The sequence below is a fragment of the Ensifer canadensis genome, from assembly GCF_017488845.2.
Lineage (GTDB): Bacteria > Pseudomonadota > Alphaproteobacteria > Rhizobiales > Rhizobiaceae > Ensifer > Ensifer canadensis.
Window position 1 is genome coordinate 759,298 of sequence record NZ_CP083373.1, and the last position, 22,910, is coordinate 782,207.

The following is a 22,910-nucleotide window of genomic DNA, read 5'->3' on the forward strand; positions in this document are numbered from 1 at the left end:
TCATTCATCCTTGAGCGAGACGAAGTATCCCGGCTTGTAATCGAGCGGCAGGAAGCGCGCGTGCAGTTCCTTGAATGTCGCTTCGGGGTCAAGGTCGGCAAACAGTTCCGGATGCAGCCACTTGGCGATCTCCTGGATTGCAACGAACTGATACGGATTGTTATAGAACTGATGCCAGATGGCGTGGACATTGCCGTCCGCGACAGCCTTGACGCCGGTAAAGGCTGGACGTTGGGTCAGCGCTTCAAGCTTGCGATGGGCTTCCTTCAGATCGGCACCGTAGCCGACACCGACCCAGGCACCCCCTGGAACATACTTGTCCCAGTTGCCGCCGGTAATGATGATCTGGTCCGGATTGGAGGCAATCACCTGCTCCGGATTGACCGTACCGAAGGTGCCGGGGATGATGTCCTTTGCGATGTTGATGCCACCGGCGATCTCGACCATCTTGCCGAAATTCTCGTTGCCAAACGACATGCAGCAATCATCGGAATATCCACCGGCACGCTCGACGAACACCAGCGGTTTCTTCGCGTCGGCCTTCGCCAGCACGCCCGTGACCCGCTCGATGCTGTCGGCGCGGAACTTGATGAAGTCTTCGGCGATTGTTTCCTTGCCCATCAGCTTGCCCATGATGCGCATGCTCGGCTCGGTGTTTTCCATCGGCTTTTCACGGAAGTCGACATAGACCAGTGGGATGCCGACCTTGCCGAGCTTTTCGATGTAACCAGCTTCTTCCGTGGCAGTCTTGGCGTCGACGTTCATGAGGATCACGTCGGGCTTAAGCGCGACGGCTTGTTCGATGTCGAAGGTCCCGTCCTTCATGCCGCCAAACGTCGGCAGCTTGGCGATTTCTGGGTATTTTGCCAGATAGGCTTCGTAGGATTCAGGGTCGGCTTTCGGCAGGTCGTCGCGCCAGCCTACAACGTGTTCGAACGGAGCTTGCCTGTCGAGCGCAGCAAGGAAATAGATCTGCCGGCCTTCGCCGAGAATCATGTTCTTGACCGGAGCTTCAACTTCGACGTCGCGTCCGGTCACGTCCTTGATGGTAATCTTGTCGGCGAAAGCCGGCCAGGTAGCGGTGGCAAGTAGACCCATTGCAAGTGCGGCTGCTTTGGCTTTAATGCGCATCGAATTTCACTCCGTGGAAACTGCGATGCCTGTATTATTTTATGACTTTAACAGTCAAGTTATATCTATTAGAACCATTTTAATCTCATGCAATCAGGATCGAGCAGGATGAACACAGGAGCGGCTGCGGGCCACAATTTTGGGCTGCGGGACGAGATTAAAACCTATTGGTCGGCGCGTGCGGCGACTTTCGATCAATCGCCCGGACATGAGATCTTTTCAGAAGAGGAACGCCAGGCCTGGCACAATTTGATCATCAGGCACCTCGCTCGAGGAGAAGGACGTCACGCATTGGATCTGGCGTGCGGCACTGGGGTCATATCGCATCTCATGGACGATTTAGGTTACAAGGTCACAGGCCTTGATTGGGCAGAGCCGATGCTGGAACGGGCCCGGGCAAAGGCGAAGACGCGTGGACGAGCGATTGAGTTTCGCATCGCCGATGCTGAAAACACCATGGAGCCGGATGAAAGCTATGATGTCGTGGTAACACGTCATCTCGTTTGGACACTCGTCGATCCGAGGCAGGCATTTGCGGAATGGTTGAGGGTCTTGAAGCCCGGCGGAACCTTGCTTGTCGTTGATGGTGACTTCGTCAACCTCAGTATGGCGGAGCGTGTCGTGAAGACAGCAGCAGAATTGCTCCAGCAGTTGGGATTGACGAAAGCGGACCAGGTCCCCGCGCCGGCGGGCATGGCCGAAATTCACAACCGCATCCTGTCGCAGGTGCATTTCTCAGAAGGCGCGCGCGCTGCGGATGTTGCTGCCCTGATCCAGAATTCCGGGTTTGCGAACGTAACCGTCGATACTGATCTGAAGGCAATCCATCGTGCCCAATCGAAGCACTTAAGTTACCTGAAAGGGCTTTCTCGCGGATTGCAACACCGATACGCGATCGTCGCCCGTAAACCATTAAGGGACCTCTAGATGTCATCTGCTCAGCACGCATCGATCGCCGCCGAGCTTGAGTAGATGTGGAGGGCACGGCTTCCGCATCGAGAGTGGGTGCACAGAATTCAAAAAAGATGGTCCACCTACCGTTCGAAGGCCGGAAATCCCGAGCCCGCGCACGCGGCGAAGTATGCGCGGCAACCGCCAAGCGGCGTTGCCGCGCGCGTATATTCGCTCAGCTCTTGATTGCGATGCGCTTGACCTGCGACTGCGCCTTATCGGTCTTTGGCAAGGTTACGCTCAGCACGCCGTTCTTAAAGCTAGCGTCGACCTGATCTTCCTTGACGTCGACGCCGAGCGGGATTCGGCGCTCGAAGCGTCCATAAGCGGCATCCGACAGCGGGCACCCACATCGGCAAATCGAATATAGCTACAGCTTTACGCTCCTAACGACAGGTGACAGCAAGTGGCACCAACGGTCGGCCAAGTGTAATCCGGCGCTTTGGGAGAAACCCTGCGAGGTTGTCGAAGTCGACAAGGCTAGGAGTGCTCAAAAACACAATCACCGACTAGGCATCTCAGAAGGCCGAGCGTTCCTGGTGTTTGGACGCTCGGCTATCTTGCGTTATTCCTAGTCGAGCAACCTACCAGTTGTCAGCTGGTCTGGGGTTTGCTGGATCACCGTAAAACACAGACGGGAGTGCCTTCGCGAGGAATGAAAACTCCGAATGGCAATGGCGCATCAGGCCCAGTCCGATTTCGTCCGGGACGGCGTGGCCGCCCTTGTCGCTATCGAGACCAAGAACGAATCTGCTTCGCAGAACGAGGCCGTCGGGCGTGTCCCGTGCGACGTGCATCATCCGGCCGCTTAATGGAATTCCATGCTCGTCAATCTCAACATTATCGCCAAAGCCAATTCCGGCGTAGATTAGTGCGGAGACGCCGCCCACCCGCTTTGCGGGATCGATGTCCGTGGCACTGAAGTATGCGGCTGGGCTTAGGAATTTGATGGTTGCTTTGACAGGAGGAACCTCTCCTAACGACTCCGTCGCCCTGATCGTCGCGCCAATATAGTTCTCACCTTTTTTCCAAAGCTCGTCCCAGCCGAAATGGCGCTTGTGATCAATCGGGTGCCACCAGCGAAGGTGTTCGTCGGTTTCAAAATACTTGAACCACCATTCCAGCATCGCTCCATTGCACCCTGGCATTACCGTTCTGCAGGCGACCGTGAGGGTGCCGGAGGCGAAGCGCTCGATCCCCATTTCCAGTCTAATTGGGTCGGCGTGCAGCAGTGCGACAGGGATTGCGGCTTCCAAATCATGTTGCATTCCAATCTCCTATATTTAGGAAACGGGTGTCGTTTCCTAAATATAGTCGGTATACCGTTCGTACGACGTTGGTCAAGGAGATCAAGATTTGGCAAAGCGAGCGAGAGGGCGTCCGGCCCGTAATCGGCTTGAGGTGGAACGCAGTATTCTCCAAGCCTCAACCCAGCTTCTGTTTGACCAGGGATTTGCCAAGTTCAGCATCGATGCGGTATCGCGTAGCGCAGGAGTTGCCAAAAAGACTGTTTACGCTATGGCGACCAATCGTGAGGAACTAGTCGGGAAAATCGTAGCGTCCTGGACTGAGCAACTCCAAACCAGTGGAGATCCCCGGCCGGGCGAGGCGCGTCCTGATCCGGGGAGCCTGCGGGCGCTATTGAGCAGGATTTACCGGATCGCCCTATCCAAGGAAGCTGTAGCCCTTTTCCGTCTCATCTGTGCTGACAAGGAGGGTCGAGAACGGCTCGCAGAAATTTATAATCGAAACGGGGTCGAGCGAGGAGTGCAGGCCGTGGCAAACTGGCTGCGCGAGTACCAAGCCGATGTCCCATCATTTGATGTCAACCGATCTGCCCGGATGATCCTTGCTGCTCTTGTTGCTGAGCCCTTGCGCAGGGCCGCTATCGGCCTAGAAACACCATGGAACGATACCGACGAGGAGGTAACGGCACGGGTTGGAGAATACGTGGATTTTTACGCACCTATATTATTCAAAGAGTTGGGCACTGCACCATAGCGACCTCGTGGCGCGTCGCGGACGCCGAGGCGGTGTCAAGGCAAGCATTGCGCTGACCCAGATGGTTTAAGGCTCCACGGCCGCAACCGCTCGATATAGACCGATAGCTGTCGTTTTAGGAACTGGTCAGCGCTATGCGGCCAGTTTGGTAGTGTGCCAAGCGAATCCGCAGTTCTAACCCGCGTAGCCTAGTCGACACTCGGCGGCCCGACGCCTCGTGCACCTAACGGTGCTCATCAAACCCCAATCGCCGCGCCGTAGGCTGATCCTGTCCTTTACTGGCTGTTAGACTTGGAAAGGCGCGGCTTCATCTCGTTGGCGAGATCATCAAGATACTCAAGCGCTTCGCCCGTTGCGATCGCCGAGTTTGTGCTGCCATCGTCGGCCGAACGGCGTATGTCGCTCCTGGCTGCTTCCAATGCACTTTCGATGAAGGCATGAGGATCCTGGCTGTGCGCCGCAGCCCACTGAAGGAGGCGACAGATCAGCTGCTCATTGACGCGTATAGCGGTGATGGCGTGGCTGAGCATCAGATTCATCTTATGGGCTTTGTCGGCTGTGATCCTTCGTGCCATCGGTAATCTTTCAACTTTGCGGGTGAAGGTCTGCGCAGCGACTTTCGAAAATCGAACTGCCTACGCCGGAATTTGTTCCGTCCGTCATTGGCTAGAATCCTCGTGTGAACCGAGGGCGTACCGGGGGCTTCTTCGAAGATATAAAACTGGTGCCGGCAAAGGGCTCCACCGGTGGCTGCATTAAGGTGTCGATCCTATCCCTGTCCGTCACGCCAGGCATTTATTGTTATCCTTTCCGCAACGCCGTCGTTGATGGCGAGCACGCTATCGAAGAAGTCCGCTCCTTCTTCTGACTGGATGGACGAGGTATCGTGCATCACGGCGACTACGATCGCCTCTGGACAATGGTCCTTGATCGATTGGTGAAACGACTGCGCCGCCTGGCCATCAAGTGCGCTCGTCGCCTCGTCAAGGAATAGCAGATCCGGCCTTAGCAGAAGAATTTTCGCAAGGACGAGTTTTTGTTTTTCGCCCCCCGACAGGAGTTTGTCCCAGTTCTGCCCATCGCGTCCATCGCTCAAAAGCTCCTCCCCGAACTCTCCGAGGCCGGCGCCTTCCAAGGCCGCCACTACAGAGGCGTCGGTGTGCGCGTCAGCCCGGTCCGGCAAACAAATGAGATCCTTCAGGCAAATACTCTGAAGCTTCACGTCCTGTGCGGCATAGAGGCTCTTTCCGGTCTCTGGCGTCGTGATCGTGCCGCGGCCGTGCGCCCAGAGACCATTTATCGCCTTGATAAGCGAGGTTTTGCCACTTCCGGATTCTCCCACGACTAAAATCCATTCTCCGGGAACGAAGCGCAGCTGGTCAGCGGCCAAGAATGGCTCGTCATCACCCGTGTGCAGGAGCTCAATCCGCTCGATGGTCAAACCGAGCGCAGCATCCTGGGTCTTGTATTCGAAAACTGAGGGACCGCTGCGAGCATAATAATCCTGCGGCTGCTGAACCGCTTCGACCGCTTGCGCAAGTTCGGTGATTCTGCGTGCGTCGGCCTTTAACGTCGCAATATCGGGCATCGCATGGATGAACCAGGAACATTCGTTGATGAGCGCTGTCGCCAGCTCGGCGCCGGTGACGTAATCCTGCAAGCTGATCGTTTTGTCGACATAGGGGATCAGTCCGGGCGCATAGGCGACGATACGCGATCCTAGGAAGTTATGCACCAGCTCGAAGCCCATGTAACCGGCGGTCACGCGATTAAGGCTCGCCCAAGTTTGGTCAATCTCGCGATATCGGCGCCCGTTGATGGCTCTCTGGGCCGGTTCGCCCTTGATAACTGCAACATGAAAACTACGGTGCAACAATTGGTTCAGTTCGCCACGATAACTCCCCTCTGCGGACTGAATGCCCACGGATAGGCCTTGCATCACACTGCCGAGCTTGGCTGCGACAAATGTATTGAGTGGCACGTAGATCGCGATGGCCAGCAATGTCAGACAGGCGGTACCGTAGCTACCCAGAAACTCAATTCCCCTGACGGGGCTCGAGGTTTCGATCAGTTTTGTCCCGACAAATCCCAGCGATAGCACAACGCCGGCGATTCCCACGCCAAGGCCGATGGCGCCACCCGTCATGCCCTTTATGGCTTCCTGTACCCTCTGATCGATGTTGTCGGGCGTTGAAGTGTCCTGGCCCGTCGTCGCCCCGAACCCGTTTTGCTGAAGATGAAAATGGGTATGGTTGGAATCGAGCAGGGCCTGGTTAAAGCGTGCGTCAAGCCATTGGCGCCATTTCCGATGGAGCGTGGTCGAAAAGAAGTGACGGACCGCAGTAAATCCCGCATCCCTAGTGATCGCGATCGCGGCGAGGGTCGCCGCGGTAGTCAGCAGCGACGAAGGTGTGGTGGGCACGGTTGGATGGTGGAAGTTGGCAATCCGATTGACGAGCTCGCCGGACGTCAAAGCGAACCAGACGCTCGCTTGAGCCGACAAACCGGTGAGTAGAAGGATGAGGAACGTTAAGCCCCAGGCCTCGCGCCACCGTTCAGATAGCCAATAAGCCAGCAATAGGCCCCAGAAGCTGCGCATTGAGGAAACAGGGCTGCTCCGGCGTCGGCGTTTTCCGCGGAGGGGCCATTTGACCAGTGCTGTTGCTCGTTGTGCGTTGCTCCGCACCACCTCGCTCAAACTCATCTTGATGAATTGGGGCGCCGATCAGACTTTGTCAATTCGGTAGTCGAGAGGCGGGCCGGTTCCGCTGCTGCTGGCCGGGTTTGACGACCGACGTCGGGAACTATCGTGCTCGCGAGCTGTTGGTGCCTAAAAGGAGAATACCGATGACACGAGATATTAGAAGCTCGACATTTTACGTCCTGGAACAGCACGACGCCTCCAGCCCCACCGATGCGCTTCCTGTCAGTTTTGAAGAGGCTTTCGAGCAGGCCAAAAAGCTCACTGCAAGCGGCCGTGCCGTTCACGTCCTTTATACCGACGACGCTACTCAGATGCAGTTGACCCGCTTTGCCGAGGCCGGCATCAGAACGAGCCTCGCTCCGCAAGGATAGGACAAACAGCGACGCGCGGAAATGGAAGGCCGTTGAAATGAATGCGCGCGCTTACGGCTTCTGCATCATAGTAATGATTTCAATGTCCTGTCGAACCCGATAAGGGATTATGTAAGGAATATCGGATAATACAATTTCGCGCGTGCCTGCGATGCGACCGATGCGTCCAGCTGCCGGCAGCTCTGCTAGCATATCGACAGACGCTACGAGACGGGCAACGACCCGTGCAGCAGCATTTGGATCGTCATGTTCGATGTACGCACCGATTTCGTCAAGCCGCTGCAACGCCCACACGGTCCAGCGGATGCGCCTCTGCTTCATTACCGAGAAGCCGCCTTGACGTATTTGCCGATCACGCGTGCCACGTCGTCGTCACTCGCGAATTCACCTCGGTCCGCCTCGGCAATACCAGCTTCCATTTCCGCAACCTGCCACTCTTCGAATGATACGAAATCTTCAATAGCCTGTGCGGCCATGTAGGAGCGGGAACGGTCGTGTTTTTGGGCAAGTTGGTTTAGACGGTCGGCAACTTCGTCCGGGACGCGGATTGTGAATGCTGCCGTGAGCGGACCTTTCAAGTTCACTTTGAATATATTTGAACCACTCTGTTCGTAAAGGTTCAAGCGATCCTTCTTGCAGAGTTTTCGTGTGCGATGATCTTAACGCTAATGGCAGCCGGCGACGCCGGGTTTCCCGTCAGGAAATTGGTCCGGTTGACGAATGCGGTCACACGCGCGCCTTGTCGGCCTGATGGGGGACGGCCCGAAACGAGGGATCGACAGCTTCCAGGACACCCAAGATCGGAGGCAGACTGTCATCGACTTCCTGTGAGATCGCAAAATCCATAGCCAGGTCGGCATCGCCAGTCTGCATTGCCGTCGCGGGCCCCCGGACGCCGACGCACGGCCCCACATCGAGTCCGGCACGCCTTCTCGGAAAGCGCCTACTTGCGCATCAGGCTAAAGGAGAAATGGCTGCCGCGATGATAGTCAATCGCGTAGTTCACCGGGATGCCGGCTGCGTTGAAGCAGGTTTCGGTGATGAGCAGGGCTGGCCCGAAATCCCTGAGGTCATGGCGCGCGACGACGTCATCGGGAAGCATGACGGAGGATACGCTTGCGGCGGACATACGCGGGCGGCTGCCGCATTCCTCGAGCAGGTCCATCAGCGATCCGCTCCAGTCGAGGTCGTAGAGCTTCGCCGGGATAATGCTGCGCGGAACGTAGTCGATACAGTAGAGGATCGGCTCGTCCTCATGCAAACGGATGCGCTCAATGCGGATCACGCGACCGGTGGGTGGGAGATGCAAGCTATCAGCGACGCGCGCGTCGGGTGTTTCCTCGGAAATCGACAGCACCTTGTTGACGGTCGTATAACCGTAATGGTGCGCCATGTCGGTGACGCTCTCGAAGACCGTGATCGGGCGATCGACCTGCACGGCCGCGAGCGCCGAAACGAAACGGCCGCGACCGTGCTCGACATAGATGACGTCGTCCTGTTCGAGCAGCTTCAGTGCTTCGCGAAGCGCCGGGCGGGAAATTTTGAAACGCTGCGTGAGCTGCGCTTCTGTGGGCAGCTTGTCCCCGGGTTTCAGCCCCTCCAACCGGATGAGATCGGCAATCCGGTCGCGAAGCTGAATGGCCAGGGTGCGCGAGTCGCGAAGGGGCTCCTGCACTTAAACGCCTCATGTCGTTGTTAATCGTTCAATCGTTCTTGTCTGACAAATCCTTGCCGGTCAAGTGTACGAAGGCCCCGCTTTGGGCAGCGCGTCCGCCTCGGTTCACGTGGCGTTTCCGTAGATCGCGGAAAAGCCGTCTTGACAGATATTCCTGATGATGTCAGTTGTCTTACAACTATCTCAAGTAGACACCGAGAACAGAACCATGCTGAATTTTGACGAACAGAGATTTCTGCGTATCCAATCCGGGGCAATCGCACTGCAGAGCCGCCTGGAAACCGTGATCGTATCCAGTCTTTCGGCGGGCGCAGAGAACATTTTCTTCCTCGGCACCGGCGGCGCGGCGATACTGATGCAGCCCGCAGCTCAGTTGCTGCAACGGCGCTCGCGCTTTCCCACCTTCATAGACATGCCGGCGGAACTGGTGCTCGCAGGCTCGGCGCAGCTGACGGACAAGTCGATTGTCGTCATGCCGTCGCTTTCCGGGACGACGAAGGAAAGTGTAGCCCTTCTCTCCAGGCTGAAGGAAATCGGCGCGACCGTTATTACCCTGGTCGGCCATCAGGAGACACCGCTCGGCAAGGGCGGGGACCACGTCTTCGTCAACTTTGCCGAGGACGACACGTCCTGCGAATCTTTCTATCTGCAGTCGCTGTTCATTGCGCTCGCGATCCTGAACCATCGTGACGAGATCGAAAACCACGCCGAGATCGTCAGCCAGCTCTCCCGCATGCCGGCGCTGCTACTGGAGGTGAAGCGAGCCTATGAGCCCAAGGCAGAGGCCTTTGCCAAAGTCCTCGCCGCCTCGGACTACCACATCATTACCGGCGCCGGGAACGTCTGGCCGGAAGCGTTCTATTACGGTATGTGTATCCTCGAGGAGATGCAGTGGATCCGCACCCGTCCCGTGCACGCGTCCGATTTTTTCCATGGCACGCTCGAACTCGTCGAAAAGGGCGTCAGTGTCATTCTCTTCAAGGGCGAGGATGCGGCACGCCCGCTTGCCGAACGCGTCCAGAACTTTGCGCCGGGCTACACCGACAAGCTTACCGTTCTCGACACTGCCGAGTTCGAACTGCCCGGCGTTTCGGCCGATGTGCGGGCGCTGGTGTCGCCGGTGCTGATGGCGACTGTGCTGGAGCGCATCAGCGCCCATCTTGAAGTCCTGCGCAATCATCCTCTCACGACAAGGCGCTACTACAAGCGCGTCGCCTACTGATATAGCTGCTTGACGCTATAATCCGGAGCTGCGAACGCGCATCATCGCGTTCGCGGCTTCCGCGTCCTATCCCGAGATACGCATGAAAACCCTCCGCTTCGCCGCCGTCGGCGACAATTGCATAGACCGGTTCCAGCCTCCGCTTTCGCAATCGCTGGTTGGCGGCAACGCTGTTAACGTTGCGGTACAGCTCGCCCGGCTCGGCCACGGCTCGCACTATTTCGGCGCAGTCGGTTCGGATCCGGCCGGACAGCGAACGCGGCATCTCCTGGCTGAAAACGGTGTCGACGTAACCCACATGCAGGAACGTTTCGGCATCACCGCCTACACGGAGATAGACGTGCTTCCCTCCGGGGAGCGTGTCTTCACTTTCGAGGATTTCGGCGTCTGCGCCGGCTACAAGCCGGACGCGGACGAAATTGCCGTCCTCAAGACCATGGATCACGTGCATCTCGGCTGGATGGACGATGAAGGCGTTCTGCGTCGCACGCTCGCCGATGCCGGTGTCAGTGTGTCCCAGGATGTATCCGTCAATGCCGATCCGGTCAATCTGGGAATCGAAGGTCTGACGATCGCCTTTGGTTCCGCCGGCGACGACGACGCAACGGCCAAAGACTTGCTGCGCCGCCTGCTGGAATGCGGCGTGCCGCTCGCTGTCGTTACCCGAGGCAGCAAGGGAGCCCTGGTCAGCGATGGAAGACAAACTGTTTCGATCGGCATCCGGCCGGTCGAGGTGGTCGACACGACCGGTGCCGGCGACAGCTTCATTGCCGGCTTTCTCGCAGCCCGTATTGCAAGTCTGCCGCTGCCTGATTGCCTTGCGGCCGGGCGCGATCGGGCCGCAATGACCTGCATGCATGTTGGCGGTTTTCCGCAGGTGCCGCAGCCGCTCTGACGGGGCGGGCGATGCATGTCAGACGGCGAGCCCAGGCTGTCGCGGTAACAGCCGCAGCCTTCGGCCGGTTGCGAAAGACTGGATCTACAGTGCCACGAGGGCGGCCGCGGTTACAAGAAAGGTCGCCTTAGGCGCCGGCAACCCCCCATGCCATGACCTTCAAAATGGCACCAGTGGGCGGAGAAGATCGCGAGGGCAACAACAAGAAGGTCCACGGCTGTTCGGCGGCACGATGGATGCGCCGCCGCGGGTCGTGGGCGGGCGCATCAACGGGCATTGAAGCGGCCGAAACGTTCCTCGATGCGAGACTGGGCGTATTCCAGGCCGATCGAAAGGATCCAATAGATCATCGAAGCGGTGATCAGCATCTCGATGTGACGGAACTCCGTCTGGCCCTGGGTGCGGGCGAGATACATGATTTCCCAGACGCCGACGACGGAGACGAGTGAGGAGTCCTTCAGCATGGCGATGAACTGGTTTCCGGTCGGAGGAATGATGACACGCATCGCCTGCGGCAGGATTACGAGCGCCAGGGTCTGGTTGGGGCTGAGCCCGAGCGCGGTGGCGCCTTCCGTTTGGCCGCGTGAAATGCTCTGGATGCCGGCGCGGAAAATTTCCGTCATGTAGGCGCCGTAGCACAGCGAAAGCGCCAGGATGCCGGCAGGCACCGCGCCGATCACATAGCCGACCTGTGGCAGGCCGAGATAGATGATGTAGATCTGCATCAGCAGCGGCAGGCCGCGAAACAGCGAGGTGTAGAAGGTGGCGAGGCCGTAGATGACACCGTTGCTGGACAACTTGGCGATTGCGCCCGCCAACGCGATGACCGTCGCGATCACGATGGAGATCGCGGAAATGTAGAGCGTCGTCACCACGCCCTGTGAAATGAGAAAGCCGATCTTCTTGGCGATGAACGCGAAGGACAGATCGAACGAGTAGAAGAAGAGCATCAGAAGAACGAAAAGCTCAAGCCAGACGCCGACCACCTGCTGGCGCCGTGACAGCTGACGCAATGCCTTCCAGTTGGCGGCAACGATGAGCGCGATCAGGAGAGACGAAGCCAGCCGTCCCATGGTGGGGTTTTCGCCAAGCCAACCGGCCGTGGCGGGCAAGACATGGCCGATCCAGGCGGAGCTGACACCGAGCATATAGAGCGCAAGGACCACCAGGGTGAGGATCAGCAGCGCTCCGGCACGGCGCGAGGCCTCGGGATAGATTAGTATCAATCGACCGATCATGGTTTAGACCTTTCCCGTCTTCTCAGGCGGCGCGCTCGCGCCACCAATCCTGTGCCTGGAGCTTCCAATAAGTGAGCTGGGCGACGGCAAGCCCGGCAAGCCCGCCCGCCCAGACGAGGCCGAACGGTTCATAGAGCTTGTAGCGTTCGGTCTCACCGAGAATGCCTTCGGCGATGACCTTGCCGCCGATCGCCGTCGTGTTGAGGCCGTGCCCGCCGAAGGCAGTGCAATACCACACGCCGGGGCTCATGCGCCCGATCTGGGGCATCAAATGGCGGGCGTAGGACATCAGGCCGGACCAGGCAATTTCGGTCTTCAACCCGGCGAGTTGCGGATAGGTGCCGACCATTTCGGCGCGCAGTTCGCGCACGAGCGCGTCGCTCGAGGCTGCACGGGTGGTGATGCGACCGCCCCACAAGAGGCGCCGGCCGCCATCGATCACGCGGTAGTAGTCGCCCGCGCGCCGATTGTCGCCGATGGCATCCTTCGTTGCGATCGCCGAGGCGATAAGATCCGGTGCATCCTCGCTGACCATGACGTAGGTTGCGATCGGCAGGAAGGAGCGCTTCAATTTTCCATTGAGCGATCCGGTGTAACCACCTGTCGTGAAGACGACATCGCGGGCGGTCACGTGTCCACCTGCCGTTTTCACCCGCTTCTGGGCGCCTGCAAGGTCCACGGATTGTACCGCGGACATTTCGCAGATGCGGCCGCCAAGGCGTTCGATCTCGCGGGCGATGGCGCGCAGATAGTTCAGCGGGTGCATGTGGAACGCATTGTCGTTGCGCAATGCCTGGAAATACCGGTCTGACTTGAGGGCCGCGCGGACCGCTTCGCGATCCATGAATTCGAGTTCGTAGCCGTAGCGCCGGCTGGTGTTTTCCGCATAGGTCTTGAGGCTTGCAGCATTGTCGTAGCGCAGCACGCTCATCAGGCCGGGTTGCGGTTGAGCGTCATCGATCGATAGGTCGCGGATGTTTTCGCGGATGAACTCCATGCCTTCGATCGACAGCAGATGGAGGCCACGGGCTGCTTCTTCGCCAGCGATACGCGCGATTTCGTCGCCGTCGGTTGCATAGCCCGGGCTGACGAAGCCGCCGTTTCGGCCGGATGCGCCGTAACCAACGCTTTCGGCTTCCAGAACCGTAACACTTTTGCCGGCTCGCGCCAGTTGCAGGGCCGTCGACAGCCCCGCGAGGCCGCCGCCGACGATCACGACGTCGCAATCGTGCGAGCTTGACAGCGAAGGACGCGCTGTCAGATCTACCATGGTGCGTTTATAGTAGGTATCAGGATAGGTCATGCTGTCCGGCTCCCAGATGCTTGGTGCGGCGTGAGACAGATCGACCCACGCCGCCATGTCGTCAGTCCGTGCTGTAGTCCTTGCCGTACCACTTGGTGGTCAACGTGCTGAGAGTGCCGTCCTTCTTCATCTCCTCAATGATGCTGCCGACCTTTGCCGTCCACTCCGGATCGACTTTTTCGGCGATTACGACGAGCGGCTCGCGGAAGGCATATTCACCTTCCAGGCTGCGGAGCGGATAGCCATTCTTGATGGCATTGAGGGCCGTCTGCTCAGGCGCGATGACTGCGTCGAGGCGCACGCCGCTGCCAAGGCGAAGATCGTCGAACGGCAGCATGGAATCGGCAAAGGTTCGCACTTCGCCCGGCTCCAGTTTGTATTCGATCGGCGGCAGGCCAGGCGCGTCGATTTCCAGTCGGCGGTTGATGAAGTCTTCCGACGTCGTCGCGGTCTCGACGCCGATGACTTTGCCGTTGAGGTCGGCAACGGACTTCGCCTCACTGTCCTTGTGCACGACATAGACATAGGGGCTGTAGTAGTAGATGCCGACGAAATCGATGACCTGTGCGCGCGCTTTGGTCGGCGTTACAGAACCGACGCCGAGATCGTAGCGTCCTTGCCAGCGGCCGCCGGTCAGCGTCGCCCAGTCCGGTGTCTCGAAGCTAACTTCGACGCCGAGGCGCTTGGCGATTTCCCGGGAGACGTCGATATCGAAGCCGACCATCTCGTTGCTGTCGTCCAGATAACTCTGGGGCGGCCAGCCGCTGTTGGTGGCGACGACCATCGCCTTTTTTTCCATAACGCGGTCGAGCGTCTGCCCGGCATGGGCAGACGCGGCCGCGGCGATAAATGCGGCGCCTACGGCCAATCGTACAAAGAGCTTCCTCACATGATCCTCCTATTCGATCCGTCAGCCATGATCCCCTGTTATGTAAGATGTCTGACAACCGAATGTGTCAGTGCTTATATTCCCGAGTCAAGGCCGTCGAGCAGACGAAATCATGAAAGGTTCAGATGGAATCATATCTTTTCGTGATGAGTGGCAACCTAAAGAAGCAGCATTCGAAATCGTCCCACAGCTTTGGCCGTGACGGTCGCTTTTGCCATTTGGGGCCGACGAACGCGAAAGCGCGGTCTCCGAGGAGATCCAAGATCAAGGAAATCAATCTCCAATTTCGTCGCATCCTGGATGCGCTCGTCAAACACCTGGTGAGGCCGAACGGGAGGTGCGACATCACGACGAGGCCAGGATGGCGCTCACTTGAACCGGCAATTCATCTCTGATCTCTCGCTGCGGTAAGCCTTCGATCATTATCCGTTCTGATCGGTGTCTTGGCATTGGCCTTGCGCCGGCTTTTCCGCCAAGAAGTGATCCGCGTCGTGATCCAAGGCCCATGCAGAGCGAAACCTGCGCGCCGCGTCTCAAACCCTGCTTTGCCAGAGCGTGCACAAGCGTGACTATCAAGCGAGCTCGATTGGGCCTGTGGAATGCCAAGTGAGCAAGCGCCACCGTTAGAGGCGATCTCGTGGGATACCAAGGACGGGCGCGACCGAAATGGCTGCCGAAGCTCGGCCGTGCCGTTTCCGCGCATCTAGGCGCGCGCCGTTGCTGTAAAGCTGATGCAGAGTGGCCTGATCGACGTCAAACCGCTAATCACCCATACTCTGCCACTGTCGGATGCGCTCAAGGCTTTCAATATTGGCTCGGAAAAGGGCGAGGAAGGCGCAGGTCGATTTTAGCGGATATGCGAAGCGACCAAACGATTTGGGAGGAACCATGAGCATCCAACTCTTCGACCTGTCAGGCAAACGCGCCCTCATTACGGGCTCCTCGCAGGGCATCGGCCATGCGCTGGCAAACGGGCTGGCAGCGGCAGGCGCCGAGATCATTCTCAATGGACGCGACGAGGAAAAGCTGAAGGCTGCCGCCGAAAGCCTCGGGGCAAGGCATACACTAGCCTTCGACGCCACGGATCATGATGCAGTGCGGATGGCCATTGACACCTTCGAGGCGCAGGTCGGCGCAATCGACATCCTAGTCAACAATGCCGGAATGCAGCACCGCATGCCGCTGGAGGATTTTCCGGCCGATGCATTCGAGCGGCTCCTGAAGACAAATGTTTCGACGGTCTTCAACGTCGGTCAGGCGGTTGCCCGCCACATGATAAAGCGCGGTTCCGGCAAGATCATCAACATCGCCAGCGTGCAGACAGCGCTCGCTCGCCCTGGCATTGCACCCTATACGGCCACCAAGGGCGCGGTCGGTAACCTGACCAAGGGCATGACGGCCGACTGGGCGAAGTACGGTCTGCAATGCAACGCGATCGCACCGGGCTATTTCGACACGCCGCTGAACGCCGCACTCGTCGCGGATCCGACGTTTTCCGCCTGGCTGGAAAAGCGCACGCCGGCCGGTCGCTGGGGCAAGGTCGAGGAACTCGTCGGCGCCTGCATCTTTTTGTCTTCGGACGCTTCCTCCTTTGTCAACGGCCACGTCCTCTACGTCGACGGCGGTATTACAGCCTCGTTGTGAGGCCGACGCCCGGGCGCGACAATCTCGGCTTTTTCGCTAGCTTGATCCAGCTAGCGCGTTTGTAGCAGCTCACGCATGAATTTGGCAGAGCGGGGCGGAGCTCCCCGCCACTGGTCATCGCGGTACAGGTGGTTTCAGTGGCAAAGGCTGGCTTGCAGCACAACGCGTTCTTTCCTGAATGGATGTGTACAGCCGTCCATCGCGCCTCAGATTGCGCACCCGGCCTGGCTGGACAAGCACTATAAGGCTATATCCAACCAATTTGATCTCGAGCGCCCGGTTTTCGGCGGCCGGCGCCCCCTTGGCATGTAGCGCCAGGCATCGTGGGGATTTATGGAGGGTTCCTGCCGCTGTTGATGGAGCGCATCGTAAAGGGTGAGATCGATCCCTCCTTCATCATCACCCACCGAGCGTCCTTGGAAAAGGGACCTGACCTCCACAAGACTTTCCGCGACAAGCAGGACGGCTGCATCAAGGTGGTCCTTAAGCCCTAAAGCCAAAGACCATGGCGGTCGCACTTGGCAGAACGCGCAAGAAAGCCTGCGCTAAAGCCACCTCGACCGTGATCGTCGATCGTCCTGTCCCGAGGAACAGTAAGGTTACGGGGAGAAAACACAATCGAGCGGTTCAAACGCGCCGACGTGCTCTAAGCCGAATAACGCCAGTCCCGATAACGCGAGAAGCGTTCATTGATGCCTGCCGAGATGCTGGCATGTTATCGGACGCGGACGAAACGCTCGGACCCAACGCCGGCGGTGATCGTCAACACTCGGCGGTCTAAATCGCCTCGGCTGGAGTCCCAGATCCAGACTCGGGTGTCCTGTTGTCATCCATGAGGTGCGCTCGCACACGAACGCACCTCTGCTTTGATGGTAAGAACCGCCTGGGGCGTGGCACACTCTGGACAGGGCCCGCCGGTCGGGGCGGGCCTTAAGAATTAGAATTCCATCCCAGGACCAGCAGGCACGGCCGGGGCGGGTTCCTTCTTCGGTTTTTCAGCGATCATGGCTTCCGTCGTCACCAGCAGACCCGCGACAGATGCTGCGTCTTGAAGCGCGGTCCGGACGACCTTCGCCGGATCAATGACCCCTTGGGAGTAAAGGTCGCCATATTCACCGGTCTGAGCATTCCAGCCATAGGAGAACTCGCTCTTTTCGAGCAGCTTGCCAACGATCACAGAGCCTTCCGCACCGGCGTTCTCTGCAATTTGGCGGACGGGGGCCTCAATTGCGCGGCGAACGATGTCGACGCCGACCCTCTGGTCCCGGTTGGCTGTCTGCAGGCTATCGAGCGCCTTCACCGCGCGCAGCAGCGCGACGCCGCCACCGGGCAGGATACCTTCCTCAACCGCAGCCCGCGTCGCGTGCAGAGCGTCGTCGACCCGATCCTTCTTTTCCTTCACCTCAACTTCGGTGGAGCCGCCAACGCGGATGACAGCGACGCCGCCGGCAAGCTTGGCAAGGCGTTCCTGCAGTTTTTCCCGATCGTAATCGGAGGTGGTCTCCTCAATTTGCGCCCGGATCTGGGCCACGCGACCGTCAATTTCCGCCTTCGAACCGACACCATCGATAATGGTGGTATTCTCTTTTTCGATCGCCACCTTCTTGGCGCGTCCGAGCATTTCGAGAGTGACGTTCTCGAGCTTGATGCCGACGTCTTCGGAGATGACCGTGCCGCCGGTGAGGATGGCGATGTCTTCCAGCATGGCCTTGCGGCGATCGCCGAAACCGGGTGCCTTGACGGCAGCGATCTTGAGCCCGCCACGCAGTTTGTTCACGACAAGCGTGGCAAGAGCTTCGCCTTCGACGTCCTCAGCAATGATCAGGAGCGGTTTCCCGCCCTGAACGACAGCTTCGAGAACCGGAAGCATCGACTGCAGGTTCGAGAGCTTCTTCTCATGGATGAGGATATAGGGGTCCTCGAACTCAACGCGCATCTTGTCGGCATTGGTAACGAAATATGGGCTGAGATAGCCACGGTCGAACTGCATGCCTTCGACGACTTCAAGCTCGGTTTCCGCTGTCTTGGCTTCCTCGACGGTGATGACGCCCTCGTTCCCGACCTTTTCCATTGCCTCAGCGAGGTACCGGCCGATTTCCTCGTCGCCGTTGGCTGAAATGGTGCCCACCTGAGCGATTTCGGAGTTGTTAGAAATCTTGCGGGCGTTGGTCTTCAGTTCTTTGACGACCGCGTCGACGGCCACGTCGACACCGCGCTTTAGGTCCATCGGGTTCATCCCCGAGGCCACGGCCTTCGCGCCTTCCTTCACGATCGCCTGGGCAAGGACGGTCGCGGTCGTCGTACCGTCCCCAGCGAGATCATTCGTCTTGGATGCCACTTCGCGCAGCATCTGGGCGCCCATGTTCTCGAACTTGTCCTCAAGCTCGATCTCCTTGGCGACCGTAACACCATCCTTGGTAATGCGGGGGGCGCCGAAGGATTTGTCGATCACGACATTGCGACCCTTCGGTCCCAGTGTCACCTTCACGGCATTAGCAAGCAAATCGACCCCGCGCAGCATACGGTCACGGGCATCGGTGTTGAATTTGACTTCTTTCGCGGCCATTTTTCACTCCTTCAATAGGCAGCTTTGTTGACTGACGTGGATCAGGCGGCCTTAATCTGCTCGGCCTGTGGCTCGATGACGCCCAAGACATCGCTTTCCTTCATAATCAGCAGATCCTCGCCGTTGATCTTGATCTCGGTGCCGGACCATTTGCCGAACAAGATGCGATCACCCGCCTGGACATCCAGCGCCTGGATCTGGCCCGCCTCGTTGCGCGCGCCTGAGCCGACGGCGATGACCTCGCCTTCTTGCGGCTTTTCCTTGGCGGTGTCGGGAATGATGATGCCGCCCTTGGTTTTCTCCTCGGAATCGACCCGGCGGACGAGAATGCGATCATGAAGCGGTCGGAACGACATGTTTTCCTCCAATGGACAAACAATGATGTTGGTGTTCCCCCAGTCGGCCTGGATGACCAGTCCGGTCAGGTACAAAACCTCAATCGAGCGTCTTGCGCGAAATGATCTGGTTTGCCGAATTTTCGATTTCAAGAGGAAGACGCAAAAAAATAGCACTCGAGCTCTGTGGCTGCTAAGGCACTGGAAAGGAACAACAAACCTTCGCGCCGCGTTTCGCTTTTTTGCTATAGGCGCAAAGGCACCGCCTTACAAAGTCAAATGGACGGAGGTGAAGCATGCAATTCTCATCAGATCTCGATTGCCAGCTTAACGGTTATGGTCTCACCACTGCGCATATCCTCTATCGCATTCCCGATTTCGAATCCGTCCTGCAGGCCTATGTCTGGCAGGACTACGATTTGGCTCCCGATTTCCCGCAATTGCATAGGTCCCTCGACTTCTGGCAGCCCAATCTTGAAGGTCCGCTGCACTCTGTCCGCTATTCGTATCAGCGTCTGATCGGGCCTAATGAATGGCGGCGCGTCGACGGCGAGTTCAGATTGTATTGAGGCTTCAACGGAATTAGTTACTCCCTGGCCCATGTGCTCTCGAGGATCGATGAGCTTGATCGGGAAACCAGAGATTTACCGCTGGTCTGAAGGCCGAAAATTTTCCCAGCCATCGCTCTTGAATCCGAAATTCGCGAAAACCAGATCAATTGTCGCCAGCCGCTGCGATCAGGGCTGGCTTTGCTGGAAGCCCCGTCTTTCGGCGCTTCCGTACCCATGTTGCTCAAGGAGGATATGGCTATGGCAACATCTTACGACTACGCACCGCTGTTCCGCTCGAGCATCGGCTTCGATCGGATCTTCAATCTTTTGGAAGACGCGCAGCGCGGCCGCTCGATCAGCGACTGGCCGCCCTATGACATCGTCAAGACCGGCGAGGACAGCTACCGGATTTCGATCGCAGTGGCCGGCTTCGCGCAGGACGATCTTGACTTGACCTTTCAGTCCAACCTGCTGACCGTGACCGGCAAGAGGCAGGAACCTTCCACGGACGGCTATCTGCATCGTGGCATTGCCGGCCGCCCGTTTGAACACCGGTTTGAGCTTGCCGACCATGTCAAGGTGACTGGCGCGGATCTGAAGAACGGTCTTCTGTCCATCGATCTCGTTCGAGAAATCCCAGAAGCACTGAAGCCGAGGAAAATCTCCATCCAGAGCGAACCATCTCTGGCGCCATCAACCGCTCCGGCACAAATCAAAGCGGACAAGGCTGCTTGAGAAGCTGTGAGGGGGCGCCGATGCGTCGGCGCCCTATGACACTTCGGGTCAGGAAGGAGAGAGACGATGAAACCCGATATGTTCAAAGAGCCCGTATCCATTCTTGTTGGCCTCGGTTTTCCCGCAGAGGTTCGCAGCGTCCTCGAGGCCTACCGCTATCTCTCCGAGTGTCCGACGTCACTCAGAGACACGGCACATTCTATTGCGTTAAGGGCATGTGGAGCCGCGCTTCGCGGCGAGATAGAAGCAGAGACCGCGCGTGGCTTGTTCGCGGCCTTTGCAGAGAAACACGATGTGCTGACGCCGGACACCAAATCCATCGTTGCGTTTCGCCTGCCGCGCGATAGAGATCCGCACGTGCGTTGAGTGGCCCAATGATCCACAAGACTTTGGAAAACGCGGTCAACGATGCGATGACGAAAGGACCAACAGTTCTGGCCTTGCAAGGTCTGGCGTTTCAACGGCCAATCGACGTTGTGATGGCACCCGCACTTTCTGTCGATGACAAGCGCGCGATCCTCGCTGCCTGGGCTTCGGACTATTACGCGATAGACTCACAACCGGCCCTGCGTCAAATTCCAGGAACACCTGAACCGGTCCTTATTGACGAGGTTCAGCGCGCTTTGGCAGAACTCGATTGTCGTTACCAAACCTGACCGCATTTCCAGGAGGGGAGCCAGTAGCGACGAGGAAGGGCTCTCAGCTCCGTCGAAGAAACATGGATGAACAGCCGAGAATAGCCGAAACGCAGTCGCTCCTCGCCACCATGGTGCCGTCGGGTGCTGGCCAACCCGAAACCTGAGCACGCGGTGGCGGTCGAAGAAACGTCCCCGACTTTGATGCCCCATCACATGAGAGGTGACGCCCGCCAGCGTGGGGTGGGTCCTCGAGTAGATCGGGACCACCATTGGCTGCGAGCGTAAATGATCGGCGCATTGCTATTGCACCTCGGCACCATCTTGCCGATGGACTCGCATGAGGGCCTTCTCACCGAACGTTTCAGCTAGGCAGGAAGCCGTGCGTACGGAACCAAGCCACTTCATCACGCAGGGTCTCGATCACCGGCCGGAACTCCAGACCCAATTCTCGTGTGCTCTTCGCACAATCATAGCGAGAGCGATCATTCTCCGCTGCCACCGTTTTCGCCATGGCCCAACTCAAGAGGACCGGCTTGCCAGTTATCCGAGCGTAGAGTTCATTGCCAGCGCCGATCAGGTAAAGCAAAATGAGCGGAATGCGGCGCGTCGGTGCCTTTGCCGTGGTGGCTTGTGCGATCAAGGGTAACAAATCGGTCATGGTCATATGCTGTCCGGCGGCAAGGTAACGTTCGCCCCGTTGCCCCCGGCGGTTAGCCAGGATCATCGCCCGCGCCACATCGCGCGCATCGACCACCGAGAAGGAGCCGGGTGGAACACCGGGCAAGCGCTCGAGCGCCACGTCCAGCACCGTCTGGCCAGCCGAGGTCGGCCCGATATCCCCCGGCCCGTGCATCCAACCCGGTAGCACCATGGCCGCCCAGAAATCGGGATGTTTGTCGAGAAAATCGAGCACCACGCGGTCCGCCAGGATCTTGCTGCGATAATAATCATCGGCATCCCGCTCATCCCGCAACATGGACTCGTCTATGGTCTGTCCCTTCGCACCACGCAGTACAGCGACCGAGCTGGTATGGACGAAGCGCCGGACGCCGGCTCGATAAGCGTGATCGAGCAAGCCACGGGTTCCCGCGACATTGGCCGCGTAGAGCGCGTCCCAATGACTCCCGCCCTTGTAAGAGTCGCGGAAATAGGCCGCTGTGTGGAAAACCACGTCCACGCCCTTAAGCGCGTCAGCGAAACCCCGCACGTCGAGCATGTCGCCGGTGATGATCTCCAAATCCAGCCCGGCAAACTGCAATGTTGCTTTTTCGGGCGAGCGAACCAGCGCTCGCACGCTCCAGCCGTCGGCGATTAGTTCGCGGACCAGATTGTTGCCAAGGAGGCCGGTTGCGCCCGTCACGAAGGCAGTGGGCGCATGGGAATCATTATTGGGATAGTTCAGCATGAAAGTGTTCCATATTTGAGGGAACACCTCGTATAAGGCTGGACTAAGGTCCATGGTCAAGAGCTTGAGGGGTGAAATATGCTGATCGGAGAATTCGCCCAGCGGACAGGGTTGAGCCAGGACACTGTCCGATTTTATGTCCGCAAAGGTCTGCTCACGCCGCAACTCGGTGCCAAAGGTGGTCGCAATCCCTATCAGATCTTCACCGACCGGGACGCCTCGACGGTTCGGATGATCCGTTTCGCACAATCACTGGGTCTGCCACTCAAGGAGATCGCGGAGATTGCTACGGAACTCCAACGCGAGGGTTTATCGCCGGCGCGGGAAATCGAGATCATGAACATCCAGCTCGTCAAGCTTGAGCAGAAGGCAACCCAATTGGCCGAGCTGACCAATTACCTGCGGGCGAAGCGCGACTGGGTCGTATGCGGCAAGCCGGGCGATGAACCCCGATTTACCGATGACACGCTTTGCCTAATCCAGCGCCCGGTTTCCGGCTTCAGATGCACTTCTTCAGACGCGGATTGATTCCGGACAGGTTGGCTACCCCAACTCAGGGCAGCGCATTTCCACGGGCCTTTTTTCGGTGAGCGATTGCGGATATACCGCCCTTCTTTCCTGCTGTTGCAGCCTCCGAAATCTAATTTGGAAACACG

The 22,910-nt window shown here is 58.4% G+C and carries 24 protein-coding genes and 3 pseudogenes; 12 read left to right on the forward strand and 15 right to left on the reverse strand.

From position 1 onward, the window contains the following. Positions 1-1,131 carry an ABC transporter substrate-binding protein gene (locus J3R84_RS33350; protein WP_203528429.1) on the reverse strand — a complete coding sequence of 377 codons (1,131 nt, stop codon included), beginning with the start codon at positions 1,129-1,131 and terminating at the stop codon, positions 1-3. 108 nt (positions 1,132-1,239) lie between these two features. On the opposite strand from J3R84_RS33350, the gene J3R84_RS33355 reads away from it, so the two are divergent. Beyond that, a complete protein-coding gene (locus J3R84_RS33355) occupies positions 1,240-2,058 on the forward strand; it encodes a class I SAM-dependent methyltransferase (RefSeq protein ID WP_171520784.1) in 819 nt (272 codons plus the stop codon). Positions 2,059-2,257: 199 nt separating this feature from the next. Here the strand turns inward: J3R84_RS33355 and J3R84_RS33360 are convergent. Further along, positions 2,258-2,419, reverse strand: a pseudogene (locus tag J3R84_RS33360) (Hsp20/alpha crystallin family protein); the annotation flags it as partial. 247 nt (positions 2,420-2,666) lie between these two features. After that, positions 2,667-3,350 carry a DAPG hydrolase family protein gene (locus J3R84_RS33365; protein WP_057221660.1) on the reverse strand — a complete coding sequence of 228 codons (684 nt, stop codon included), beginning with the start codon at positions 3,348-3,350 and terminating at the stop codon, positions 2,667-2,669. An 88-nt stretch (positions 3,351-3,438) separates the two neighbouring features. Between J3R84_RS33365 and J3R84_RS33370 the strand changes: the two genes are divergently transcribed. Further along, positions 3,439-4,083 carry a TetR/AcrR family transcriptional regulator gene (locus J3R84_RS33370; RefSeq protein ID WP_057221661.1) on the forward strand — a complete coding sequence of 215 codons (645 nt, stop codon included), beginning with the start codon at positions 3,439-3,441 and terminating at the stop codon, positions 4,081-4,083. A gap of 275 nt (positions 4,084-4,358) precedes the next feature. Here the strand turns inward: J3R84_RS33370 and J3R84_RS33375 are convergent, their stop codons facing one another. Next, positions 4,359-4,658, reverse strand: a complete 300-nt coding sequence (locus J3R84_RS33375; protein ID WP_057221662.1) for a hypothetical protein — start codon at positions 4,656-4,658, stop codon at positions 4,359-4,361. Positions 4,659-4,852: 194 nt separating this feature from the next. Further along, positions 4,853-6,682, reverse strand: coding sequence for an ABC transporter ATP-binding protein/permease (locus J3R84_RS33380; RefSeq protein WP_171520786.1), 1,830 nt, complete (start codon positions 6,680-6,682; stop codon positions 4,853-4,855). A 248-nt stretch (positions 6,683-6,930) separates the two neighbouring features. Here J3R84_RS33380 and J3R84_RS33385 point away from each other — a divergent pair, with 248 nt between their 5' ends. Further along, on the forward strand, positions 6,931-7,158 hold the full coding sequence (locus tag J3R84_RS33385; protein WP_203528431.1) for a hypothetical protein: 228 nt from the start codon (positions 6,931-6,933) through the stop codon (positions 7,156-7,158). Between the two features lie 51 nt (positions 7,159-7,209). On the opposite strand, the gene J3R84_RS33390 is transcribed toward J3R84_RS33385, so the two are convergent. The 4 genes and pseudogenes from J3R84_RS33390 to J3R84_RS33405 form a co-directional block, all read right to left on the reverse strand. Beyond that, complete coding sequence (locus J3R84_RS33390; protein WP_203528433.1) at positions 7,210-7,479, reverse strand: type II toxin-antitoxin system RelE/ParE family toxin; 270 nt, start codon at positions 7,477-7,479, stop codon at positions 7,210-7,212. Further along, positions 7,479-7,736 carry a CopG family ribbon-helix-helix protein gene (locus J3R84_RS33395; RefSeq protein WP_057223693.1) on the reverse strand — a complete coding sequence of 86 codons (258 nt, stop codon included), beginning with the start codon at positions 7,734-7,736 and terminating at the stop codon, positions 7,479-7,481. Before J3R84_RS33395 ends, J3R84_RS33390 begins: the two co-directional genes overlap by 1 nt. Before the next feature lie 101 nt (positions 7,737-7,837). Further along, positions 7,838-8,058 (reverse strand): annotated as a pseudogene (locus J3R84_RS33400) (GSU2403 family nucleotidyltransferase fold protein); the annotation flags it as partial. 43 nt (positions 8,059-8,101) lie between these two features. Then, positions 8,102-8,833 (reverse strand): GntR family transcriptional regulator, encoded by a 732-nt coding sequence (locus J3R84_RS33405; protein WP_057218601.1) that lies wholly within the window; start codon positions 8,831-8,833, stop codon positions 8,102-8,104. Positions 8,834-9,041: 208 nt separating this feature from the next. Here J3R84_RS33405 and J3R84_RS33410 point away from each other — a divergent pair, with 208 nt between their 5' ends. Both J3R84_RS33410 and J3R84_RS33415 read left to right on the forward strand, forming a co-directional pair. Continuing rightward, on the forward strand, positions 9,042-10,055 hold the full coding sequence (locus tag J3R84_RS33410; RefSeq protein WP_057223544.1) for an SIS domain-containing protein: 1,014 nt from the start codon (positions 9,042-9,044) through the stop codon (positions 10,053-10,055). Between the two features lie 82 nt (positions 10,056-10,137). Then, entirely contained in the window at positions 10,138-10,950 is an 813-nt protein-coding gene (locus J3R84_RS33415) for a PfkB family carbohydrate kinase (protein WP_057218694.1), read from the forward strand. Between the two features lie 266 nt (positions 10,951-11,216). Here the strand turns inward: J3R84_RS33415 and J3R84_RS33420 are convergent, their stop codons facing one another. From J3R84_RS33420 to J3R84_RS33430, 3 genes are all read right to left on the reverse strand, one after another. Then, positions 11,217-12,188: an amino acid ABC transporter permease gene (locus J3R84_RS33420; RefSeq protein ID WP_057209309.1), complete on the reverse strand. Its 972-nt coding sequence runs from the start codon at positions 12,186-12,188 to the stop codon at positions 11,217-11,219. Positions 12,189-12,210: 22 nt separating this feature from the next. After that, positions 12,211-13,491: an NAD(P)/FAD-dependent oxidoreductase gene (locus J3R84_RS33425; RefSeq protein WP_203528435.1), complete on the reverse strand. Its 1,281-nt coding sequence runs from the start codon at positions 13,489-13,491 to the stop codon at positions 12,211-12,213. 61 nt (positions 13,492-13,552) lie between these two features. Continuing rightward, positions 13,553-14,380, reverse strand: coding sequence for a transporter substrate-binding domain-containing protein (locus J3R84_RS33430; RefSeq protein WP_057221667.1), 828 nt, complete (start codon positions 14,378-14,380; stop codon positions 13,553-13,555). 888 nt (positions 14,381-15,268) lie between these two features. On the opposite strand from J3R84_RS33430, the gene J3R84_RS33435 reads away from it, so the two are divergent. Further along, on the forward strand, positions 15,269-16,024 hold the full coding sequence (locus tag J3R84_RS33435) for an SDR family oxidoreductase (RefSeq protein ID WP_057221669.1): 756 nt from the start codon (positions 15,269-15,271) through the stop codon (positions 16,022-16,024). Positions 16,025-16,344: 320 nt separating this feature from the next. After that, positions 16,345-16,518 (forward strand): annotated as a pseudogene (locus J3R84_RS33440) (glutathione-dependent formaldehyde dehydrogenase); the annotation flags it as partial. A gap of 443 nt (positions 16,519-16,961) precedes the next feature. Here the strand turns inward: J3R84_RS33440 and groL are convergent. After that, complete coding sequence (groL, locus tag J3R84_RS33445) at positions 16,962-18,590, reverse strand: chaperonin GroEL (RefSeq protein WP_203528437.1); 1,629 nt, start codon at positions 18,588-18,590, stop codon at positions 16,962-16,964. Positions 18,591-18,631: 41 nt separating this feature from the next. Beyond that, positions 18,632-18,946 (reverse strand): co-chaperone GroES, encoded by a 315-nt coding sequence (gene groES / locus J3R84_RS33450; RefSeq protein WP_057218594.1) that lies wholly within the window; start codon positions 18,944-18,946, stop codon positions 18,632-18,634. 275 nt (positions 18,947-19,221) lie between these two features. On the opposite strand from groES, the gene J3R84_RS33455 reads away from it, so the two are divergent. From J3R84_RS33455 to J3R84_RS33470, 4 genes are all read left to right on the forward strand, one after another. Further along, positions 19,222-19,494 carry an usg protein gene (locus J3R84_RS33455; RefSeq protein WP_203528439.1) on the forward strand — a complete coding sequence of 91 codons (273 nt, stop codon included), beginning with the start codon at positions 19,222-19,224 and terminating at the stop codon, positions 19,492-19,494. A gap of 240 nt (positions 19,495-19,734) precedes the next feature. Further along, positions 19,735-20,211 carry an Hsp20 family protein gene (locus J3R84_RS33460; protein WP_057218592.1) on the forward strand — a complete coding sequence of 159 codons (477 nt, stop codon included), beginning with the start codon at positions 19,735-19,737 and terminating at the stop codon, positions 20,209-20,211. A 66-nt stretch (positions 20,212-20,277) separates the two neighbouring features. Beyond that, positions 20,278-20,577, forward strand: a complete 300-nt coding sequence (locus tag J3R84_RS33465; RefSeq protein ID WP_057218591.1) for a DUF982 domain-containing protein — start codon at positions 20,278-20,280, stop codon at positions 20,575-20,577. An 8-nt stretch (positions 20,578-20,585) separates the two neighbouring features. Beyond that, positions 20,586-20,867, forward strand: a complete 282-nt coding sequence (locus J3R84_RS33470; protein ID WP_057218589.1) for a hypothetical protein — start codon at positions 20,586-20,588, stop codon at positions 20,865-20,867. Positions 20,868-21,210: 343 nt separating this feature from the next. On the opposite strand, the gene J3R84_RS33475 is transcribed toward J3R84_RS33470, so the two are convergent. Continuing rightward, a complete protein-coding gene (locus J3R84_RS33475; RefSeq protein WP_057218588.1) occupies positions 21,211-22,254 on the reverse strand; it encodes an SDR family oxidoreductase in 1,044 nt (347 codons plus the stop codon). A 78-nt stretch (positions 22,255-22,332) separates the two neighbouring features. On the opposite strand from J3R84_RS33475, the gene J3R84_RS33480 reads away from it, so the two are divergent. Beyond that, entirely contained in the window at positions 22,333-22,782 is a 450-nt protein-coding gene (locus J3R84_RS33480; protein WP_057218587.1) for a MerR family transcriptional regulator, read from the forward strand. Positions 22,783-22,910: the final 128 nt, after the last annotated feature.

What these genes read in the sequence shown, in the direction of transcription:
- J3R84_RS33460 (WP_057218592.1), top strand. Translation starts at nt 19,735, where the DNA reads ATGGCAACATCTTACGACTACGCACCGCTGTTCCGCTCGAGCATCGGC.
- J3R84_RS33435 (WP_057221669.1), top strand. Translation starts at nt 15,269, where the DNA reads ATGAGCATCCAACTCTTCGACCTGTCAGGCAAACGCGCCCTCATTACG.
- J3R84_RS33390 (WP_203528433.1), bottom strand. Translation starts at nt 7,479, where the DNA reads ATGAAGCAGAGGCGCATCCGCTGGACCGTGTGGGCGTTGCAGCGGCTT.
- J3R84_RS33425 (WP_203528435.1), bottom strand. Translation starts at nt 13,491, where the DNA reads ATGACCTATCCTGATACCTACTATAAACGCACCATGGTAGATCTGACA.
- J3R84_RS33455 (WP_203528439.1), top strand. Translation starts at nt 19,222, where the DNA reads ATGCAATTCTCATCAGATCTCGATTGCCAGCTTAACGGTTATGGTCTC.
- J3R84_RS33385 (WP_203528431.1), top strand. Translation starts at nt 6,931, where the DNA reads ATGACACGAGATATTAGAAGCTCGACATTTTACGTCCTGGAACAGCAC.
- J3R84_RS33355 (WP_171520784.1), top strand. Translation starts at nt 1,240, where the DNA reads ATGAACACAGGAGCGGCTGCGGGCCACAATTTTGGGCTGCGGGACGAG.
- groL (WP_203528437.1), bottom strand. Translation starts at nt 18,590, where the DNA reads ATGGCCGCGAAAGAAGTCAAATTCAACACCGATGCCCGTGACCGTATG.
- J3R84_RS33415 (WP_057218694.1), top strand. Translation starts at nt 10,138, where the DNA reads ATGAAAACCCTCCGCTTCGCCGCCGTCGGCGACAATTGCATAGACCGG.
- J3R84_RS33375 (WP_057221662.1), bottom strand. Translation starts at nt 4,658, where the DNA reads ATGGCACGAAGGATCACAGCCGACAAAGCCCATAAGATGAATCTGATG.
- groES (WP_057218594.1), bottom strand. Translation starts at nt 18,946, where the DNA reads ATGTCGTTCCGACCGCTTCATGATCGCATTCTCGTCCGCCGGGTCGAT.
- J3R84_RS33480 (WP_057218587.1), top strand. Translation starts at nt 22,333, where the DNA reads ATGCTGATCGGAGAATTCGCCCAGCGGACAGGGTTGAGCCAGGACACT.
- J3R84_RS33350 (WP_203528429.1), bottom strand. Translation starts at nt 1,131, where the DNA reads ATGCGCATTAAAGCCAAAGCAGCCGCACTTGCAATGGGTCTACTTGCC.
- J3R84_RS33475 (WP_057218588.1), bottom strand. Translation starts at nt 22,254, where the DNA reads ATGCTGAACTATCCCAATAATGATTCCCATGCGCCCACTGCCTTCGTG.
- J3R84_RS33410 (WP_057223544.1), top strand. Translation starts at nt 9,042, where the DNA reads ATGCTGAATTTTGACGAACAGAGATTTCTGCGTATCCAATCCGGGGCA.
- J3R84_RS33470 (WP_057218589.1), top strand. Translation starts at nt 20,586, where the DNA reads ATGATCCACAAGACTTTGGAAAACGCGGTCAACGATGCGATGACGAAA.
- J3R84_RS33380 (WP_171520786.1), bottom strand. Translation starts at nt 6,682, where the DNA reads ATGCGCAGCTTCTGGGGCCTATTGCTGGCTTATTGGCTATCTGAACGG.
- J3R84_RS33365 (WP_057221660.1), bottom strand. Translation starts at nt 3,350, where the DNA reads ATGCAACATGATTTGGAAGCCGCAATCCCTGTCGCACTGCTGCACGCC.
- J3R84_RS33465 (WP_057218591.1), top strand. Translation starts at nt 20,278, where the DNA reads ATGAAACCCGATATGTTCAAAGAGCCCGTATCCATTCTTGTTGGCCTC.
- J3R84_RS33420 (WP_057209309.1), bottom strand. Translation starts at nt 12,188, where the DNA reads ATGATCGGTCGATTGATACTAATCTATCCCGAGGCCTCGCGCCGTGCC.